Origin of the sequence: Erythrobacter sp. (genome assembly GCF_039988855.1) — a bacterium.
In the GTDB taxonomy this organism is placed as follows: domain Bacteria; phylum Pseudomonadota; class Alphaproteobacteria; order Sphingomonadales; family Sphingomonadaceae; genus Erythrobacter.
This window is the reverse complement of record NZ_JBDXIY010000015.1, coordinates 418,267-433,255: the sequence shown is the minus strand read 5'-3', so window position 1 is coordinate 433,255 and position 14,989 is coordinate 418,267. Positions and strand designations below refer to the sequence as shown.

Annotated in this window: 13 protein-coding genes and 1 tRNA gene; 8 read left to right on the top strand and 6 right to left on the bottom strand. The window is 56.2% G+C overall.

Annotated features, from left to right (window positions below; all coding sequences use genetic code 11):
- Positions 1-46: 46 nt before the first annotated feature.
- Positions 47-1,051, bottom strand: coding sequence for an asparaginase (locus ABJ205_RS04865; RefSeq protein WP_348160507.1), 1,005 nt, complete (start codon positions 1,049-1,051; stop codon positions 47-49).
- Positions 1,048-1,404, bottom strand: a complete 357-nt coding sequence (locus ABJ205_RS04860) for a MerC domain-containing protein (RefSeq protein WP_348510013.1) — start codon at positions 1,402-1,404, stop codon at positions 1,048-1,050. The genes ABJ205_RS04865 and ABJ205_RS04860 overlap by 4 nt, the downstream gene beginning before the upstream one ends.
- A 375-nt stretch (positions 1,405-1,779) precedes the next feature.
- Between ABJ205_RS04860 and ABJ205_RS04855 the strand changes: the two genes are divergently transcribed.
- Complete coding sequence (locus tag ABJ205_RS04855) at positions 1,780-3,141, top strand: alkaline phosphatase PhoX (protein WP_348160511.1); 1,362 nt, start codon at positions 1,780-1,782, stop codon at positions 3,139-3,141.
- Positions 3,142-3,159: 18 nt separating this feature from the next.
- Here the strand turns inward: ABJ205_RS04855 and ABJ205_RS04850 are convergent, their stop codons facing one another.
- Positions 3,160-4,287, bottom strand: a complete 1,128-nt coding sequence (locus ABJ205_RS04850) for an iron-containing alcohol dehydrogenase (protein WP_348160512.1) — start codon at positions 4,285-4,287, stop codon at positions 3,160-3,162.
- 78 nt (positions 4,288-4,365) lie between these two features.
- Positions 4,366-5,604, bottom strand: a complete 1,239-nt coding sequence (locus tag ABJ205_RS04845; protein WP_348160514.1) for a GTP-binding protein — start codon at positions 5,602-5,604, stop codon at positions 4,366-4,368.
- Between the two features lie 180 nt (positions 5,605-5,784).
- Here ABJ205_RS04845 and ABJ205_RS04840 point away from each other — a divergent pair, with 180 nt between their 5' ends.
- The 3 genes from ABJ205_RS04840 to ABJ205_RS04830 all read left to right on the top strand — a co-directional run bounded on the left by ABJ205_RS04840 (position 5,785) and on the right by ABJ205_RS04830 (position 9,479).
- Positions 5,785-7,953 carry a S46 family peptidase gene (locus ABJ205_RS04840; protein WP_348160516.1) on the top strand — a complete coding sequence of 723 codons (2,169 nt, stop codon included), beginning with the start codon at positions 5,785-5,787 and terminating at the stop codon, positions 7,951-7,953.
- Positions 7,954-8,062: 109 nt separating this feature from the next.
- Positions 8,063-8,138 (top strand) — tRNA-Val (locus ABJ205_RS04835).
- A gap of 90 nt (positions 8,139-8,228) precedes the next feature.
- Positions 8,229-9,479, top strand: coding sequence for an NAD(P)/FAD-dependent oxidoreductase (locus ABJ205_RS04830; RefSeq protein WP_348160518.1), 1,251 nt, complete (start codon positions 8,229-8,231; stop codon positions 9,477-9,479).
- On the opposite strand, the gene ABJ205_RS04825 is transcribed toward ABJ205_RS04830, so the two are convergent.
- Positions 9,431-10,048 (bottom strand): TlpA disulfide reductase family protein, encoded by a 618-nt coding sequence (locus tag ABJ205_RS04825; RefSeq protein WP_348160520.1) that lies wholly within the window; start codon positions 10,046-10,048, stop codon positions 9,431-9,433. The genes ABJ205_RS04830 and ABJ205_RS04825 overlap by 49 nt on opposite strands.
- Before the next feature lie 34 nt (positions 10,049-10,082).
- Between ABJ205_RS04825 and argH the strand changes: the two genes are divergently transcribed.
- From argH to ABJ205_RS04805, 4 genes are read left to right on the top strand one after another with little or no spacing between them, the layout of a single operon-like run.
- Entirely contained in the window at positions 10,083-11,459 is a 1,377-nt protein-coding gene (gene argH, locus ABJ205_RS04820) for an argininosuccinate lyase (RefSeq protein WP_348160666.1), read from the top strand.
- A complete protein-coding gene (locus ABJ205_RS04815) occupies positions 11,459-11,707 on the top strand; it encodes a hypothetical protein (protein WP_348160522.1) in 249 nt (82 codons plus the stop codon). The genes argH and ABJ205_RS04815 overlap by 1 nt, the downstream gene beginning before the upstream one ends.
- Positions 11,708-11,737: 30 nt before the next feature.
- Positions 11,738-12,997, top strand: coding sequence for a diaminopimelate decarboxylase (lysA, locus tag ABJ205_RS04810; RefSeq protein ID WP_348160523.1), 1,260 nt, complete (start codon positions 11,738-11,740; stop codon positions 12,995-12,997).
- A gap of 10 nt (positions 12,998-13,007) precedes the next feature.
- Positions 13,008-13,823, top strand: coding sequence for a siroheme synthase (locus ABJ205_RS04805; protein WP_348160525.1), 816 nt, complete (start codon positions 13,008-13,010; stop codon positions 13,821-13,823).
- 101 nt (positions 13,824-13,924) lie between these two features.
- On the opposite strand, the gene ABJ205_RS04800 is transcribed toward ABJ205_RS04805, so the two are convergent.
- Complete coding sequence (locus ABJ205_RS04800; protein WP_348160527.1) at positions 13,925-14,989, bottom strand: MarR family transcriptional regulator; 1,065 nt, start codon at positions 14,987-14,989, stop codon at positions 13,925-13,927.

Here is a 14,989-nt window from a genome sequence, read left to right as displayed (position 1 = left end):
TAGAGTGTTCGCGGCCTGCCATTTTGTGCAAGCCGCGAGCAACCCTTTATCCGCGATCAAATGCGGATTGAATCTCGTTTAGATCCGTCACGCCATTGGCGATCAAAACCATCAACAAAATGCGCGCCTTGGCAGGACCAAGCGCGCGGGCCGCGACGAAGCCATAGGCATTGTCATCGACCTCGACATTACGATCTACAAGCCCTTCATCAACGCGCGATGACCGGACAACGGGAACGCCATTTTCTACTGCTTGATTAAGGGCATTTAGAACGCTCCCCGGTGCATTACCCTGCCCCAATCCAGCCAGCACAATTCCTTTACAACCAATGTTGAGCAGCGCCCTTACCGGCTCAGCATCCATGCCCGCCCCTGCGGTTAGGATTGCCACTCTGGGAAATGCCTCTGGCCATGCATATCGAGCAGCTTCCCCGATGCGCGTCGCGCCTCCGAACCAATCAAGACTTGAGGGCGTCACGCGCGCAATCGGACCCCTCGGATAGCCTTTGAAGGCATCAATATTGGACGTGGCCGCTTTACGCACATCCTTGGCAGCAAACACGGTATCACCCATCACCAGCAAGGGCCCGCGGCCGTTCGCATCTGGGTGCGAGGCTACATGCACCGCATTGGCAAAATTGCGCATTCCATCGGCTCCGACCGCACCCGCAGGTCGCATCGCTCCGACCAATACTATCGGTTTTCCCGCCGCCAATGTCAGGTCGAGCAAATAGGCCGTTTCTTCAGCGGTGTCGGTGCCGTGGGTAACGATTATCCCGGCAATTTCCGGATCGTCTTGGGCCATGCGAACTTCCTTGTGAAGCGCATCCCACACTTCCCAGCCCATATCCTGCGAACCGATTTGCGCAACCGGCTTGGCAATGAGTTCGGCGGCCAGATCAAGCCCTGCCAAATCTGAGAGCATCACCTCAAGGCTAAGCCCGCCAGCTGCATAAGAGCCGCCCGTTGCGCTCGCCGTGCTACCGGCGATTGTGCCGCCGGTGCCAAGGACCAGAAGCCTTGGAGGGCGAGCGTTCGATTTGGCGCTCAACGATGCACAACCATGCGGCGAATATGGGCAAAGGCGACCAAGAGACCGCCGATTACGGTAAGGATGGTTTCGCTCGCACCGATTGTTTCGGCGAACAGACCGGCGATAAGAAAGCCAATACCAAGGCCCACTGGTATCACAAAACTCGGTGTTCGTGCCAAGGCATCGCGGAACGGAACACTAATGGAGATGATCGCCGCAAGACCTGCGAACAGCCAGTGTAGCCACTGTGCGTCGGCGACGACCGATAAAAATGGCATAAAGCCCGCCATCACAGGCAAGGCTAAGCAATGCACAATGCACAAAGCGCTTAGCGCGGTAGCGGCACGATCGCTTTTAACGGTGAGCTCCATGATATACTGTATCATCCATTAGCAAGACGATGCGTCACTATGAGGCAAGTGGGCAAGCGTCAATCGCTAATCGGGTTCATGTGCAGTAACGAGAGAAGAAATGCCACCCCCCAACACGTCCTACGAATGTCGCGAGCATGTTTTACCAGCCGGTTCGCTCTTCATATTTTCAGACGCTGATACGCGCGGTCGCGCTTTTAGAGAAAATCCGGTGATCCCTCACAATACAAAGGTCAATCGAGCTGACGATGCATTTGGGTCAAGAGTTTGTTCGCGCCGACCCTAAGCCGCTTGCACGAAAAATGTCGCAAATTTTCGTGCAATTGCAATCATCCTTGCCCATATATGTCCAATAACTCGGGGATGAGTAAGACCATGAAACAAACGCTGATCACAAGCAGCAACCGCCGCCAATTCCTTAATGCGACCAGCAGCGCTTTTGCAGCGCTAGTGGCGAGTGGATGTTCCACCCGCGGCGCAGGCCCTGCCTCTAATGGCGATGGCGCAGCATCATCCAGCTTCACTGACTATGGCCCGCTTGTAAAAGACCCCAATGGCATGCTCGATTTGCCAGAAGGCTTTTCTTATCGCGTGGTCTCCAGCCTTGGCGATGCGATGAGTGATGGCGGCACGGTCCCGAACAAAGCCGATGGAATGGGCTGCCTCGACATTGGCAATGGCGAAATAGCTTTGGTGCGCAATCACGAGTTGATCCCGACAGATGATGCGGGCGGCGACATTGCCAAAGGTTTTGGCACTTGGAACGGGAAGATTGTCCCGGGCGGCACGACCAATATCGTGCTCGATGCAGAAACTTTGGAAGTAAAGCGGCAGTTCCGCACGCTTGGTGGAACGATCCGCAATTGTTCAGGCGGGGTGACACCTTGGGGCAGCTGGCTGACCTGTGAAGAAGCGCCGACTGGCCCCGGACAACGGTATGGCGACGGCTTAGCCCTCAATCACGGATGGACATTCGAAATCCCAGGCGATGCGACCGGCCTTGTTGATCCAGTGCCGCTGCGCGCCATGGGCCGCTTCAATCACGAAGCCGCCTGTGTCGATCCGGAAACGGGATATGTTTATCAAACCGAAGATAAGAGCGAATCGGCTTTCTATCGTTTTATTCCAAATGTTCCGGGTAAGCTTGCCCAAGGCGGCAAATTGCAAGCAATGGTGATCGAGAACGGTCCCGCCGACACACGCAATTGGGACGCAAACACCATGCCATTGGGCACCAGCTTTGCTGTGCGTTGGATCGATCTTGACGATGTCGAAGCGCCAAAGGATGACCTGCGCACCCGTGCAGCGGCGGCTGGTGCTGCGGTGATTGCGCGCGGTGAAGGTCTTCATATGGGTGATGGCGAGCTTTACCTTTGTTCCACCAGCGGCGGAGCCAAGAAACTGGGCCAGATTTTCCGTCTTGTTCCCGGCCGCGGCAATGGTCCTGACCGTTTTGAACTGTTCTTCGAAAGCGAAAGCAAGGAGCAGTTCGATTATGGCGACAATCTTTGCGTCGCACCCAATGGCCACCTTGTCGTTTGCGAAGACCAATACACCGAAGTGGTCGACAATCACCTTCGCGGGATTACGCCCGATGGCCGTCCGTATAAACTGGCACGCCTGACCATGCAGACTGAACCTGCGGGCGCGTGTTTCTCGCCCGATGGCAAAACCATGTTCGTGAACGCCTATTCACCCACGCGCACTTTGGCTGTTACGGGGCCTTGGGTCGCCTGACCTAAAGCCCCGCCCGCCTCACATTGAGGCTCTAATCATAGACTCAAAATCCTCCGCCGATGCGCGGCGTGGGTTGCCGCGCGCGGCCAAGTCTTTGAGCGAATATTCAACCATCTCAGCGATATCGTCCTCGACAATTCCCATCTCGGCCAAACCGCTTGGAATGCCAATTTCAGCGTTGAGGTCCGCAATCGCCTGAGCAATATCTGCGCCCGGTTCAAGCCCCATAGCTTGGCGAAGGCGGACGTATTTCTCGCCGCATTCGCTTTCATTGAAGCGCAGCACTTCAGGCAGGAATATGGCGTTCAGTGTGCCGTGGTGCGGATTTACGCGTTTAATACGGCCCGCCGCGTGGCTCATCGCGTGAACCGCGCCAAGTCCCTTCACAAAGGCAAACGCACCTTCGGTCGAACACATCATCATATGCCAGCGCGCATCGCGGTCAGAGCCGTCCTTCACCGCGCGGGGCAGATATTGCATTCCGCGCCACAGGCCATCCAAGGCCACACCTTCAGCCGGCGGATTGACGTTTGGCGTGAGGAACGCCTCAATACAGTGGGTGATCGCATCCATGCCGGTCGCCGCGGTCATCATAGGCGGCAGGCCCATAGTCAGCTCTGGATCGCAGATCGCGGCTTTGGGAATGAAGTGGGGGCTGGCGAAAGTCATCTTGCGCCCATCTTCAAGAATGATCACAAAGCCGACCGAAACTTCGCTCCCCGTGCCCGATGTCGTCGGCACAGCGATCAGCGGCGTCATGCCCTTGATATTGCGCGCACCGCCTTGAAGCGGATCATATTGCTCAAGCGGGCCTCCCGATGCGGCAAGAAGGCCAACCGCCTTGCCAAGGTCCATGGAAGACCCGCCGCCAAGCGCGATAATCCCATCACAGCCTTCTGCCTCATATAGGGCGAGCGCCTTTTTGACTGCCTCTTCGGTTGGATTGCCAGGTGTTTCATCAAAGATGGTCGCATCGCAGCCCATCGCCGCTTTGACCGTGTCCACAATTCCAACCTGCACTAGCCCCGCGTCTGTCGCGATAAAGGGCTTGGTGATGCCAGCGTTCTTCATTTCCTTTGGCAGCAACTCTAGCGCGCCAAAGCCGAACTGTGTGGTTGTCAAATATGTGAGTGTTGCCAAGCTCATGTGAAATCCCTCTCTTCTCGTCACGACGATCTGTGAGGGTTCACGCTAGCCTTTGCAAGTCGGTTCTTGAAAGCAACTTTATGCGGATTGGGCGGCGGGCTCGCTCCATGCTGGGAACGGGTCATCCATCCCTTCCCATGCCTCGGGTGTATAAGCATCAGCAGCGACTAAAGCCGCATCCAAGGAACGGCGAATTTTGACCTCATCCATATCAATCCCGATAAAGACGATTTCCTGACGCCTATCGCCCCATACCGGGTCCCATTTCTTAGCAACGAACTCTTCAAATGTGCCATCGGTTGGCCAGTGGTTCTTAGGCACCGCAGCCCACCACCGGCCCATGCGACTGACGCTTTTCTGGCGCCCTGCAATCGCTAATTCGGCCAAATATTCCGTGCGAGTCGCGGTCCAGAAATGGCCTTTGGCGCGGATCACCTTGTCAAGATTGTCACTGGTCAAAAACGCGTAGAGTTTCGCCGGATCAAACGGAGCGCGTGCGCGGTAAACGAAGCTCTCAACACCATATTCCTCGGTTTCGGGACGATGGTTATCGAAGTCGTATAGTTCTTTCAGCCAAAGTGGGTGCTGCTCTGATGCTTCCTCATCGTAGAGGCCTGTGCCGATCACATCATCAAGCGCTACCTTGCCAAAGTTCGCCTCAACGATCCGGGCCCCTGCGTTCAGCGAGGCGACGACTTTCTTGACCATGGCAAGTTGTTCAGGGGTCACCTCCTGCGCCTTGTTCACGATCACCACATCGGCAAATTCAATCTGTTCAACCAATAGCGCGACGAGGCTTCGATCGTCGCCCTCGCCCGCCGTTTCGCCGCGATGTTCAAGCAGATCATCGGATGAATAATCGGCAAGCAGGTTCACAGCATCAACAACCGTTACCATTGTGTCGATGTCGGCCACATCACCAAGGCTTACACCTTCTTCATCACGGAAAGAGAATGTTGCGGCCACTGGCAGTGGTTCTGAAATCCCCGTGCTTTCAATCACCAAATGTTCAAAGCGCCCCTGCTGGGCAAGCGCGCGGACCTCTTTCAAAAGATCATCACGCAGCGTGCAGCAGATGCAGCCATTGGTCATCTCAACCAATTGCTCCTCAGAACGCGACAAGGCCGCCTCGCCGCCGCGCACGAGATCCGCGTCGATATTCACCTCAGACATATCGTTGACGATAACCGCAACCCTCTTGCCCTCACGATTGGAAAGGATGTGATTAAGCAGCGTGGTTTTGCCCGCACCCAGAAAGCCAGAAAGGACGGTAACCGGCAATTTGGTGCCAGCAAAGTGAGAGGTCTGCTCGTTCATCGTAGGTTCCGTTGATTTGCCATTTTGAGATCATGATATATTATCTCATTAAGATCACAAGCAGTTCGACGCACACGAAGCAATTTTCGAAGTTGGTTCGATCAGCGTCGCATTTGCAACCTTCCCGCTTTGTCCCTAGCACTGAGGCCACGCAACTTTGTTCCCAAATGAGGTAACTTCATGAAAGCTACAAAACTCCTTTCAGCCGTCCTTCTATTAAGCAGCGCCCTTTCAGCTCCTGCTACCGCTAAGGAAGGTATGTTCACGCCTGAACAACTGCCCGATATCGCGGATCAGCTTAAAGAAGCAGGCCTTGAATTGGATCCAAGCGATCTGACCGATCTCACTGGCTTTCCGATGGGCGCAGTTGTCTCGCTGGGCGGGTGTTCGGCAAGTTTTGTGTCACCAGAGGGCCTTGTGGTCACCAACCATCACTGCGCGCGCGGATCGGTGCAATTCAACTCGACAGCTGAAAACAATTATCTTGAAAATGGTTTCTTGGCCGGGACCAAAGGAGCAGAACTGCCTGCGGCTCCGGGCAGCCGTATCTACGTCACGACCGAACTTACCGACGTAACGGACCGCGTTCGCAGTGGCACTTTGGAAATGTCGCCGACACAGCGTTACGACGCGATTGACCAGCGCCGCAAGGACATCACCGCCGAATGCGAAGCTGAGGCCGGTTTCCGCTGTCTCGTTGCAAGCTTCTATGGCGGCGCACAATATACGCTCATTAAACGCCTCGAAGTGCGCGATGTGCGTTTGGTTTATGCGCCAGCCGACAGCATCGGCAAATATGGCGGCGATATCGACAATTGGCAGTGGCCACGCCACACGGGCGACTTTGCGTTTTACCGCGCATACGTAGCGCCCGATGGCTCAGCTGCGGACTTTGATGAAGCCAACGTGCCGTATGCGCCAGAACATCACCTTAAAGTGAACGCAGCTGGCCTTGATGATGGTGATTTTGTGATGGTTGCAGGTTACCCAGGTTCAACCAATCGCTACACATTGCTTGCCGAGGTCGAGAACACCTTTGGTTGGACCTACCCAACCTTCCAAGGTCTCCTCACCGATTGGATCAACACGATTGAGGACACCGCGCCTGAAGGTTCAGACGCGCGAGTAAAGTATGAGAGCCGCCTTGCTGGCCTCAATAACTTTGAAAAGAACCTGCGCGGGCAGATTGATGGCGCGCGCCGGGTTGGCCTTGTGGACCGCCGCGCGGCACGTGAAGCGGGTCTGGCAGAGTGGATCGCAGCGGATGAGGCGCGCTCAGACTATGCGCCAGCGATCGCTGCTCTAACTGAACTCAGCCAAGAAAGCGCCACCGCCGCGCGGACCAATTTTTGGTACAACAATACAACGCGGCCTGCCCTTTTGGGTGCTGCGCAGCGCCTCTACCGCCTATCGAAAGAGCGCGAGCTTCCCAATGCTCAGCGCGAAAGCGGTTACCAGGAACGCGACATGACCTTCTTTCGTCAAGGCCTGCAAGCGCTTGACCGGCGTTATGACGAAAGCGTTGATAAAGCCGAATGGGAACTGTTCCTAGGCGGCTATCTTGCCCAGCCCGTTGAAGAACGCGTGGCAGTATTCGACGCGGCATTGGGCATCACCGCAGAGACAAAAGCAGGCGACATTCTCCCGCTTATCTCTGGCTTTTATGATGGAACAACGCTGGACAATGGCGAAACGCGGCTTGCGATGATGGATGCCGATGCCGCCACAATCGAGGCAAACGAAGACCCCTTCGTGAAGCTTGCGGTTGCTCTTTATGAGTACGAACGCGGCCTTGAGGATGCGAGCGAGGAACGCGCCGGCCGGGCACTTGCATTGCGCCCTGCATATATGGAAGCGATCACCACGTGGCAGCGTGAAGAAGGCGGCCTACCCTACCCCGATGCAAACTCAACGCTGCGCATCACCTTTGGTAATGTCATGGGCGGTTCGCCGTTTGACGGACTGGCCTATTTGCCATTCACCACATTGGAAGGGATCACACAAAAGGACACCGGAGAAGAGCCCTTCAATTCTCCGCAAAGCCAGCTCGATCTGATTGCTGCCAAGGATTACGGCGCTTATTCGCTCGATTCCATCGGCTCTGTCCCTGTGAACTTCATGTCCGACTTGGACGTGACGGGCGGGAATAGCGGTTCGGCAACACTCAACGCACAAGGCGAGCTGGTTGGTCTTTTGTTCGATGGCACCTTTGAGAGTGTCAATTCCGACTGGGACTTTGACCCGCGCACAACCCGTTCGATCCATGTCGACTCGCGCTACATGCTCTGGGTGATGGAGAAGGTCGACGGGGCGCAGGTCCTCATCGATGAGATGGACGTGGTTCGCTAAAAAGCACCAGTTCGATAAAAACCATCTAAACTGGTCTTGACCGGAGCGCGGCTTCGCCTTAGTGGGCGCGCTCCGACCAGCGAAAAGCTGGATCATGGAACACTGGTTGGGGCGATTAGCTCAGTTGGTAGAGCATCTCGTTTACACCGAGAGGGTCGGCAGTTCGAGCCTGTCATCGCCCACCAGTTTCCCTGCTGTACAAAAACGGCATTTCTCTAAACTTCAGCACCCATTTGTACTTGGCGCGGCCAATGCAATGCGTCATGCCGCCCGCCATGGATAGATATTCCATCGCCATTGCCGGATGCGGCCCTGCGGGACTTGCTGCGGCCATTCTGCTTAATCGCCAAGGTCATGATGTCGCCATCTATGACCAATTTGATGAACCTGGCCCTGTTGGTTCAGGCTTGATGATCCAGCCCAGCGGCCTTGCGGTGTTGGACCGGTTGGGACTGGCTGAAGAAACCCTCAAAAGCGGCGCACGCGTAGACGGGCTGTTGGGGATCGAAGAGCACGGCAAGACGGTGCTTGATGCGCCCTACTCCGCGCTAGGCGTTCCCGGCGCATTTGGCATCGGCATACACCGGGCAAGCTTGTTTGGGCTGCTATACGAAGCGGCGCTCGCGAGGGGTATTAGAATTGAAACCCGGCACGCTGTCACCGGAAGCAATCTGACCAAAGAAGGGCGCGCGCTTGTTTTCAGCGCGAGAGAAGCAACGCGTCCCTACGATCTCATCATCGATGCCAGTGGCAGGCAAAGTGTGTTTGACACAGCCCCTCCCGGCGATCTCGAATTTGGCGCGGTATGGGCAAGCTTGCCGACTTTCGCCAATGATCCATTTGCAGGGAACCTTCTTGAGCAACGCTATCGCCGCGCCGCGCAAATGGTTGGCGTTTTGCCCATCGGCACCCGCAAGGGCGCATCGCACAAAGAGGCCGCCTTCTTCTGGTCGCTCAAACGATCAGACGTGGCAGGCTGGCAAGATACCCCGTTGGAGCAATGGAAGGAGAATGTGCACGCCCTTTGGCCAGAGGCGCAAGTCCTGCTCGACCGTATCACATCGCGCGATCAATTGACCTTCGCCAGCTATGCCCACCGCACCCAAAACCCGCCCACGCGTGAACGCATGATCGCGATCGGCGACGCATGGCATTCGGCCAGCCCGCAATTGGGGCAAGGCGCGAATATGGCGCTGCTGGATGCATGGGGATTGGCGCAAGGGATGGTGCATGGCCGTACATTTTCAGAAAAGCTTCGTTTGGCGGTGTCTTGGCGGCACGATCACATATGGCTCTACCAATGGGTGACGAAGCTGTTCACTCCGCTTTATCAGTCAGACACAAGCTGGCACCCGATGATCCGCGACAAATTTATGGCACCCTTGGCGCAAATTTGGCCGATTTCACAAATTCAGGCGCAATTGATGAGCGGCCTTTTCGGTTTCCCTTTGGCCACGCTTGGTCTGAGTGTGCCTGATTATGAAGCGCTTTGGGAAGCCTCTGAATCCAGCGCCTCGCGCACCTGAGCGATCGCCTCTTCGCTGTCCCATTCATAACCGCCCGCGACACGCAAAAGCTCTTTGCCATCGCCATCAAACAGCACAGTCACAGGCAACAAGCCTCCATCCGAGAACGCGACCGCAAGATCGTTGTGAGGGTCTAGCCATTGTTCCAAATATTGAAAGTCGCGCTGCGCGAAGAAGGGCACCACTACATCGGCCCCGCGATTGTCTTGGCTAATGGTGAGCACTTTAAGCTCCCCATCCATCTCAGCAGCAAGCTGATCAAGCGCAGGCATCTCTACCACACAAGGCACGCACCATGTCGCCCAAAGGTTCACAAGCACCGGCGTATCCAGCTCGCCAAGGTTAAGCGTATTGCCCTCAGAGTCGCCAAACTGAAGCTCCGGCAGCTCAGTCCCAGCAAAGGCTCGCACGAGCTGACCCGGCAATTGGGGCGGCGGCGGCGGGGCGCTATTTGCACCGCCGTTTTCCTGGCTAGTAGCAGCGCTTTCTTGCGCAGGGGTCTCAGCGCCACTATCGCACCCTGCAACAGCAAGAGCGGCGACGCTAGCAAGAACGATTGAGCGGATCATGAGTGACTCCAAAAGTAATACCGACACAAACACGATGTGGGGCGGACGGTTCGCTGACGGGCCTAGCGCGATTATGCGCGAAATCAATGCCTCGATTCCCTTCGACAAGGCATTGTGGCGGCAAGATATCGCTGCATCAAAAGCGCATGCTGCGATGTTGGCAGCGCAAGGCATTGTGAGCCAAGAAGACGCAAAGACCATCACTGGGGGCCTCGATAAAGTGGCCGCCGAATATGAAGCAAACGGGGTTCCCGAAGATTGGGATCTTGAAGACATTCATATGACCACCGAAAGCCGGCTCGCCGAGTTGATCGGTCCCGCAGCAGGGCGTTTGCACACAGCACGCAGCCGCAATGACCAAGTCGCGACCGATTTCAAACTCTGGGTGCGCGATGCAGTTGAGCGCGCAGACGCTGGACTCAAGGCCTTGCAAGTTGCTTTGGTCTCGCGAGCAGATGAAAATGCGGCGGCTATCATGCCCGGCTTCACCCATTTGCAAACTGCACAGCCTGTCACGCTAGGCCACCATTTGATGGCCTATTATGAGATGATCGCGCGTGACCGCGATCGTTTTGCCGATGCGAGGCGGCGCTTATCATTGTGCCCGTTGGGAAGCGCTGCTTTGGCGGGCACAGGCTTTCCCATCGACCGCGATATGACCGCCGAAGCGCTTGGCTTTCAAGGGCCCACCCATAACAGCCTCGATGCCGTGTCAGACCGCGACTTTGCGCTCGATTATCTGATGGCTGCGAGTCAATGCTCGCTGCACCTTTCGCGGTTGGCCGAAGAATTGATTATCTGGGCAAGCCAGCCTTATGGCTTTGTGCGCATGCCCGATACGCTGTCCACTGGCAGTTCGATCATGCCGCAAAAGAAGAACCCGGATGCCGCCGAATTGGTGCGCGGGCACGCTGGACGCATTGTGGGCAGTGTGACGTCGTTGATGATCTCGATGAAGGGCCTGCCGCTCGCTTATTCCAAGGATATGCAGAACGATAAGCCGCCCGTATTCGAAGCAGCGGGACTGCTTGACCTATGCATCGCCGCAATGACGGGCATGGTGGCAGATAGCACATTCAACACCAACCGTATGCGCGAAGCAGCAGAACTTGGCTACGCCACAGCAACCGATCTTGCCGACTGGCTGGTTACCGAAGCGGACATTCCTTTCCGCGAGGCGCATCATATCACAGGCGCGGCGGTAAAGCTTGCCGAAGAGTGTTCGGTTGCACTGGACGCCCTGCCGCTGGCCGACCTCAAAGCGATTGACGGCCGGATAGAGGAAAGCGTGTTCGCAGCACTTTCTGTTGATGCCTCAGTCGCCGCGCGAAGCAGCTATGGCGGAACCGCGCCGGAACAGGTACGTTCACAAGTGAAACGGGCTCGCCGAGAGCTTGGAATGGAGGGCTAATGGCCAATCTAATCAAACCGGCTTTGATGCTTGGCCTAGCGGGCGCGCTTGCGGCATGCGGTGCGCGTGCACCATTAGAACCTCTAGCGAGCAACGAATTGCCGCCCGTCCCTTACGGTGAAGGTGAACGGCCGGATGCGGAACAATTGCTTGAAGTTCCAACCCTTGCCGCGCCAGAACGGAGCGTGGAATTGCGCCGCCGTTCGGAAGAGCGCGAAGACGACCCGTTTGACCTCCCTCCTGATTGAACACAGCCAACTTAAAGACTCTCAGATCCCATGGACCATTTTGCTATTCATAACGGCGTGATGCACGCTGAAGACGTTCCCCTGCCGCGCATTGCGGACGAAGTGGGCACACCTGTATATGTCTATTCACGCGCCACATTGGAGCGCCATGCTCGCGTCTTTCGTGAGGCTTTGGACGATGTGCCTGACAAGCTGATCGCTTTTGCGGTTAAGGCCAATCCGAACCTTGCGGTCCTCAGAGTATTGCAACGTCAAGGTTACGGCGCGGATGTGGTCTCTGTTGGCGAAATGCGCCGCGCTTTGGCCGCTGGGATTACCCCTGACAAAATCGTATTTTCCGGTGTTGGCAAAACCCGGGCGGAGCTGATTGAGGGGCTTAAGGCGGGCATTGGCCAATTCAATATTGAGAGCGAGGAAGAAGGCCTTGAACTTGCCGAGGTCGCGCGCGAGCTTGGGTTGGAGGCACGCTGCACGCTTCGCATTAACCCGGATGTTGATGCGGGCACACATGACAAGATTTCAACCGGCAAAGCGGACAATAAGTTTGGCGTGCCTATCAGCGAGGCGGGTCAAATTTTCGGTAAGCTAGCCGGTGAGCAAGGTGTGAATTTGCGCGGCGTGGCAGTTCACATCGGCAGCCAGCTTGCGGACCTTGGACCTTTGGAAAACGCGTTTGAAAAGCTCGCCGAACTCGTTGCAGCCTTGCGCGGAGCCGGTCATACAATCAGCCATGTCGATCTGGGTGGCGGTCTTGGCGTACCCTACAAACAAGGCGAAGAGCTTCCCAGCCCTGCGGAATATGGGGCAATGGTCGCCCGGATGACAAAGGACTGGGGCGTAAAGCTCATCTTTGAACCGGGCCGTGTGATTGCGGGCAATGCCGGCGTGCTGCTCACGCGAGTGGTGCGGGTAAAACGCGGGATCAAAGACCCCTTCGTGATCGTCGATGCCGCAATGAACGACCTTGCGCGCCCTGCCCTTTATGGTGCCTATCACGACTTTACGGCAGTGGAACCTAACGGCGCGGATATGACCGCCAACATCGTTGGGCCTATTTGCGAAACGGGTGATACTTTTGCCATGGGCCGTCTTTGTGACAAGCTTGAGGCTGGCGATCTGGCCGTTTTCCGCACAGCAGGCGCTTATGGCGCGACGATGGCCTCCTCCTACAATTCGCGCGGCTTTGTGGCCGAGGTTTTGGTGGACGGCGACAAGTTTGCGGTTGTTGCCGACCGTATCGATGCAAGTTCGATCATGGACGCCGAACGCGTTCCAGAATGGCTTGCCTAGACAACGCATTATGAGCAAGCTTGCCAGCCTTCCCCTGTTTCACAACATCACAGGCCAAGCGGTTCTGGTTTTGGGTGATGGAGAAGCGGCGGAACCTAAAAGGCGGTTGGTCGAACGAGCAGGCGGCATTGTTGAAGATGATCAACAACGTGCAATCGACAAGGGTGTGCGTATTGCATTTGTCGCGTTCGACGATGCAAAAGCGTGCGAAGTTGCCGCGATCAATCTGCGCTGCGCTGGGATGATTGTGAATGTCGTCGACAGGCCGGACCTGTGCGATTTCACAACGCCTAGCATCCTTGACCGCAACCCGGTTCTTATCGCCGTAGGCACCGGCGGCGCGTCGGCTGGTCTTGCCAAACATGTGCGCCTTAGGCTCGAGCGAATTTTGCCTCAATCCCTTGGTGAACTGGCAAGGAAACTCTTTGCCGCCCGCCCGGATTTGCGCAAAAGCTATCCCGAAGGAACCGCAAGGCGCCGCGCCTTGGACGAAGCATTGCAGGAAGGCGGCGTCCTCGATGCGCTTGAGGCACAGTCTGCTGCCCGGGTTGAAGATTGGGCAAATGGCGAGGCAAAGAACTTTGACGCGCGCAGTGAGACATTCAATCTAGCAAGCGGTGATCCTGAAGAATTGACCGTCAAGCAAGCACGGTTGCTTGGTGAAGCAGACACAGTTTGCGCCGACGCAAAAATCTCCTCAGAAATTCTCTCCCGTTCCAGAGCAGATGCCGTTCGTATCACCTGCAATAAGGGTTCCGAATGCGGTAGTATTGGCTGCCCGCGTGCCGATCAATCCGGCCTAACTGTAATATTGCGCAGCGCCTAAATCAGCTTGGAACAGCCGAGGAAAGGGTGGTGCGAGCCCTTGGTTGGGGAAAGGAAAGGCTCGCACCTGTTCGAACAGAGGGTTAATTCCTCAAATGCTAATCAAGCCGCTTGCAAAACCGGCGCATCAACCTGTGCGAAGTAACGAGCCATGGCTTGGCGAGAGGAATCAGCTAGGGCGATAAAGGCACGGCGTTTGTCATTGGGGTCCGCCACACGCTTGAAAACGCCGCAATCGACCAATTGTTTGATCCAACGAAGAGCTGTCGTCGCAGGAACCATTGCCGCGATGCATAGGCTAGTCACTGAAACACGTTGGTTTTCGCCATCGGCGGCCGTCAGGTCGAGCAACATATCCCATGCAGGATCAGCGAACAGTTCCCCTTCGAAGAATTTTGCCCGAGCCTGACGTCTTACGATAAGAGCACGCACGCTTTGCGGATCAGGCAATCTCAGTTCAGCTTTATCGGCCTCAATCCGTGAATTGAGAAGTGGGTTGACCTCTGGTCCTCGAAACTCTTGCTTGAAATCGGACAGTTTGGTTTCAGAGCCTGACACCGATTGGCCATGCGGGCCAGACAACTTGTCGAGCTCATGTGCAATCGCATCAACCTGCCGCGAGAGGTAAAGGAGGCTCAACCGATCCTCTTCGGTCATTTCGCGCACACGTGAATTGCCAATCTGGGAGAGTGTTCTACCGACTGCGACCAAGCGTTCTGCGCGGCTTGGTCCGACCAAAATTTGCGGGTTTGACTGATCCAGCGCGTTGAATACGCAATCGAGCGCTTCTAGCGAAGTCGTAACAATCAAATGCGCGCCAGCACGCGCCACTCGCATGTCGAGCCGGACAAGCGCAGCGAGATTGCCGCCTTCTAAGTGCGGGCAATCCACCATAACCACATCGCCAAGCAGCGCGATTGGACCATCCAATAAATCGGACAAGCCCCCGCCATCGACCGTTCGAAATCCTGCGCCAGCCAGATCTTCCTCAATCTCGGATCGCATGACATCACGGTCAGCATAGATCGCGACCCGAGCCGGCAACCCTGATGCATCTTGGCCAATCGAATCTGGGCCAATCGAATCTGGGCCAGTCGAATCTGGGCCAGTCGAATCTTGGCGCGTGCCATAAGAAAAATCTTCGATCGCTGTATCGGTATTAAACAT

What these genes read in the sequence shown, in the direction of transcription:
- ABJ205_RS04815 (WP_348160522.1), top strand. Translation starts at nt 11,459, where the DNA reads ATGGCCAATCTAATCAAACCGGCTTTGATGCTTGGCCTAGCGGGCGCG.
- ABJ205_RS04855 (WP_348160511.1), top strand. Translation starts at nt 1,780, where the DNA reads ATGAAACAAACGCTGATCACAAGCAGCAACCGCCGCCAATTCCTTAAT.
- lysA (WP_348160523.1), top strand. Translation starts at nt 11,738, where the DNA reads ATGGACCATTTTGCTATTCATAACGGCGTGATGCACGCTGAAGACGTT.
- argH (WP_348160666.1), top strand. Translation starts at nt 10,083, where the DNA reads ATGTGGGGCGGACGGTTCGCTGACGGGCCTAGCGCGATTATGCGCGAA.
- ABJ205_RS04860 (WP_348510013.1), bottom strand. Translation starts at nt 1,404, where the DNA reads ATGGAGCTCACCGTTAAAAGCGATCGTGCCGCTACCGCGCTAAGCGCT.
- ABJ205_RS04825 (WP_348160520.1), bottom strand. Translation starts at nt 10,048, where the DNA reads ATGATCCGCTCAATCGTTCTTGCTAGCGTCGCCGCTCTTGCTGTTGCA.
- ABJ205_RS04805 (WP_348160525.1), top strand. Translation starts at nt 13,008, where the DNA reads ATGAGCAAGCTTGCCAGCCTTCCCCTGTTTCACAACATCACAGGCCAA.
- ABJ205_RS04800 (WP_348160527.1), bottom strand. Translation starts at nt 14,989, where the DNA reads ATGTTTAATACCGATACAGCGATCGAAGATTTTTCTTATGGCACGCGC.
- ABJ205_RS04840 (WP_348160516.1), top strand. Translation starts at nt 5,785, where the DNA reads ATGAAAGCTACAAAACTCCTTTCAGCCGTCCTTCTATTAAGCAGCGCC.
- ABJ205_RS04845 (WP_348160514.1), bottom strand. Translation starts at nt 5,604, where the DNA reads ATGAACGAGCAGACCTCTCACTTTGCTGGCACCAAATTGCCGGTTACC.
- ABJ205_RS04850 (WP_348160512.1), bottom strand. Translation starts at nt 4,287, where the DNA reads ATGAGCTTGGCAACACTCACATATTTGACAACCACACAGTTCGGCTTT.
- ABJ205_RS04830 (WP_348160518.1), top strand. Translation starts at nt 8,229, where the DNA reads ATGGATAGATATTCCATCGCCATTGCCGGATGCGGCCCTGCGGGACTT.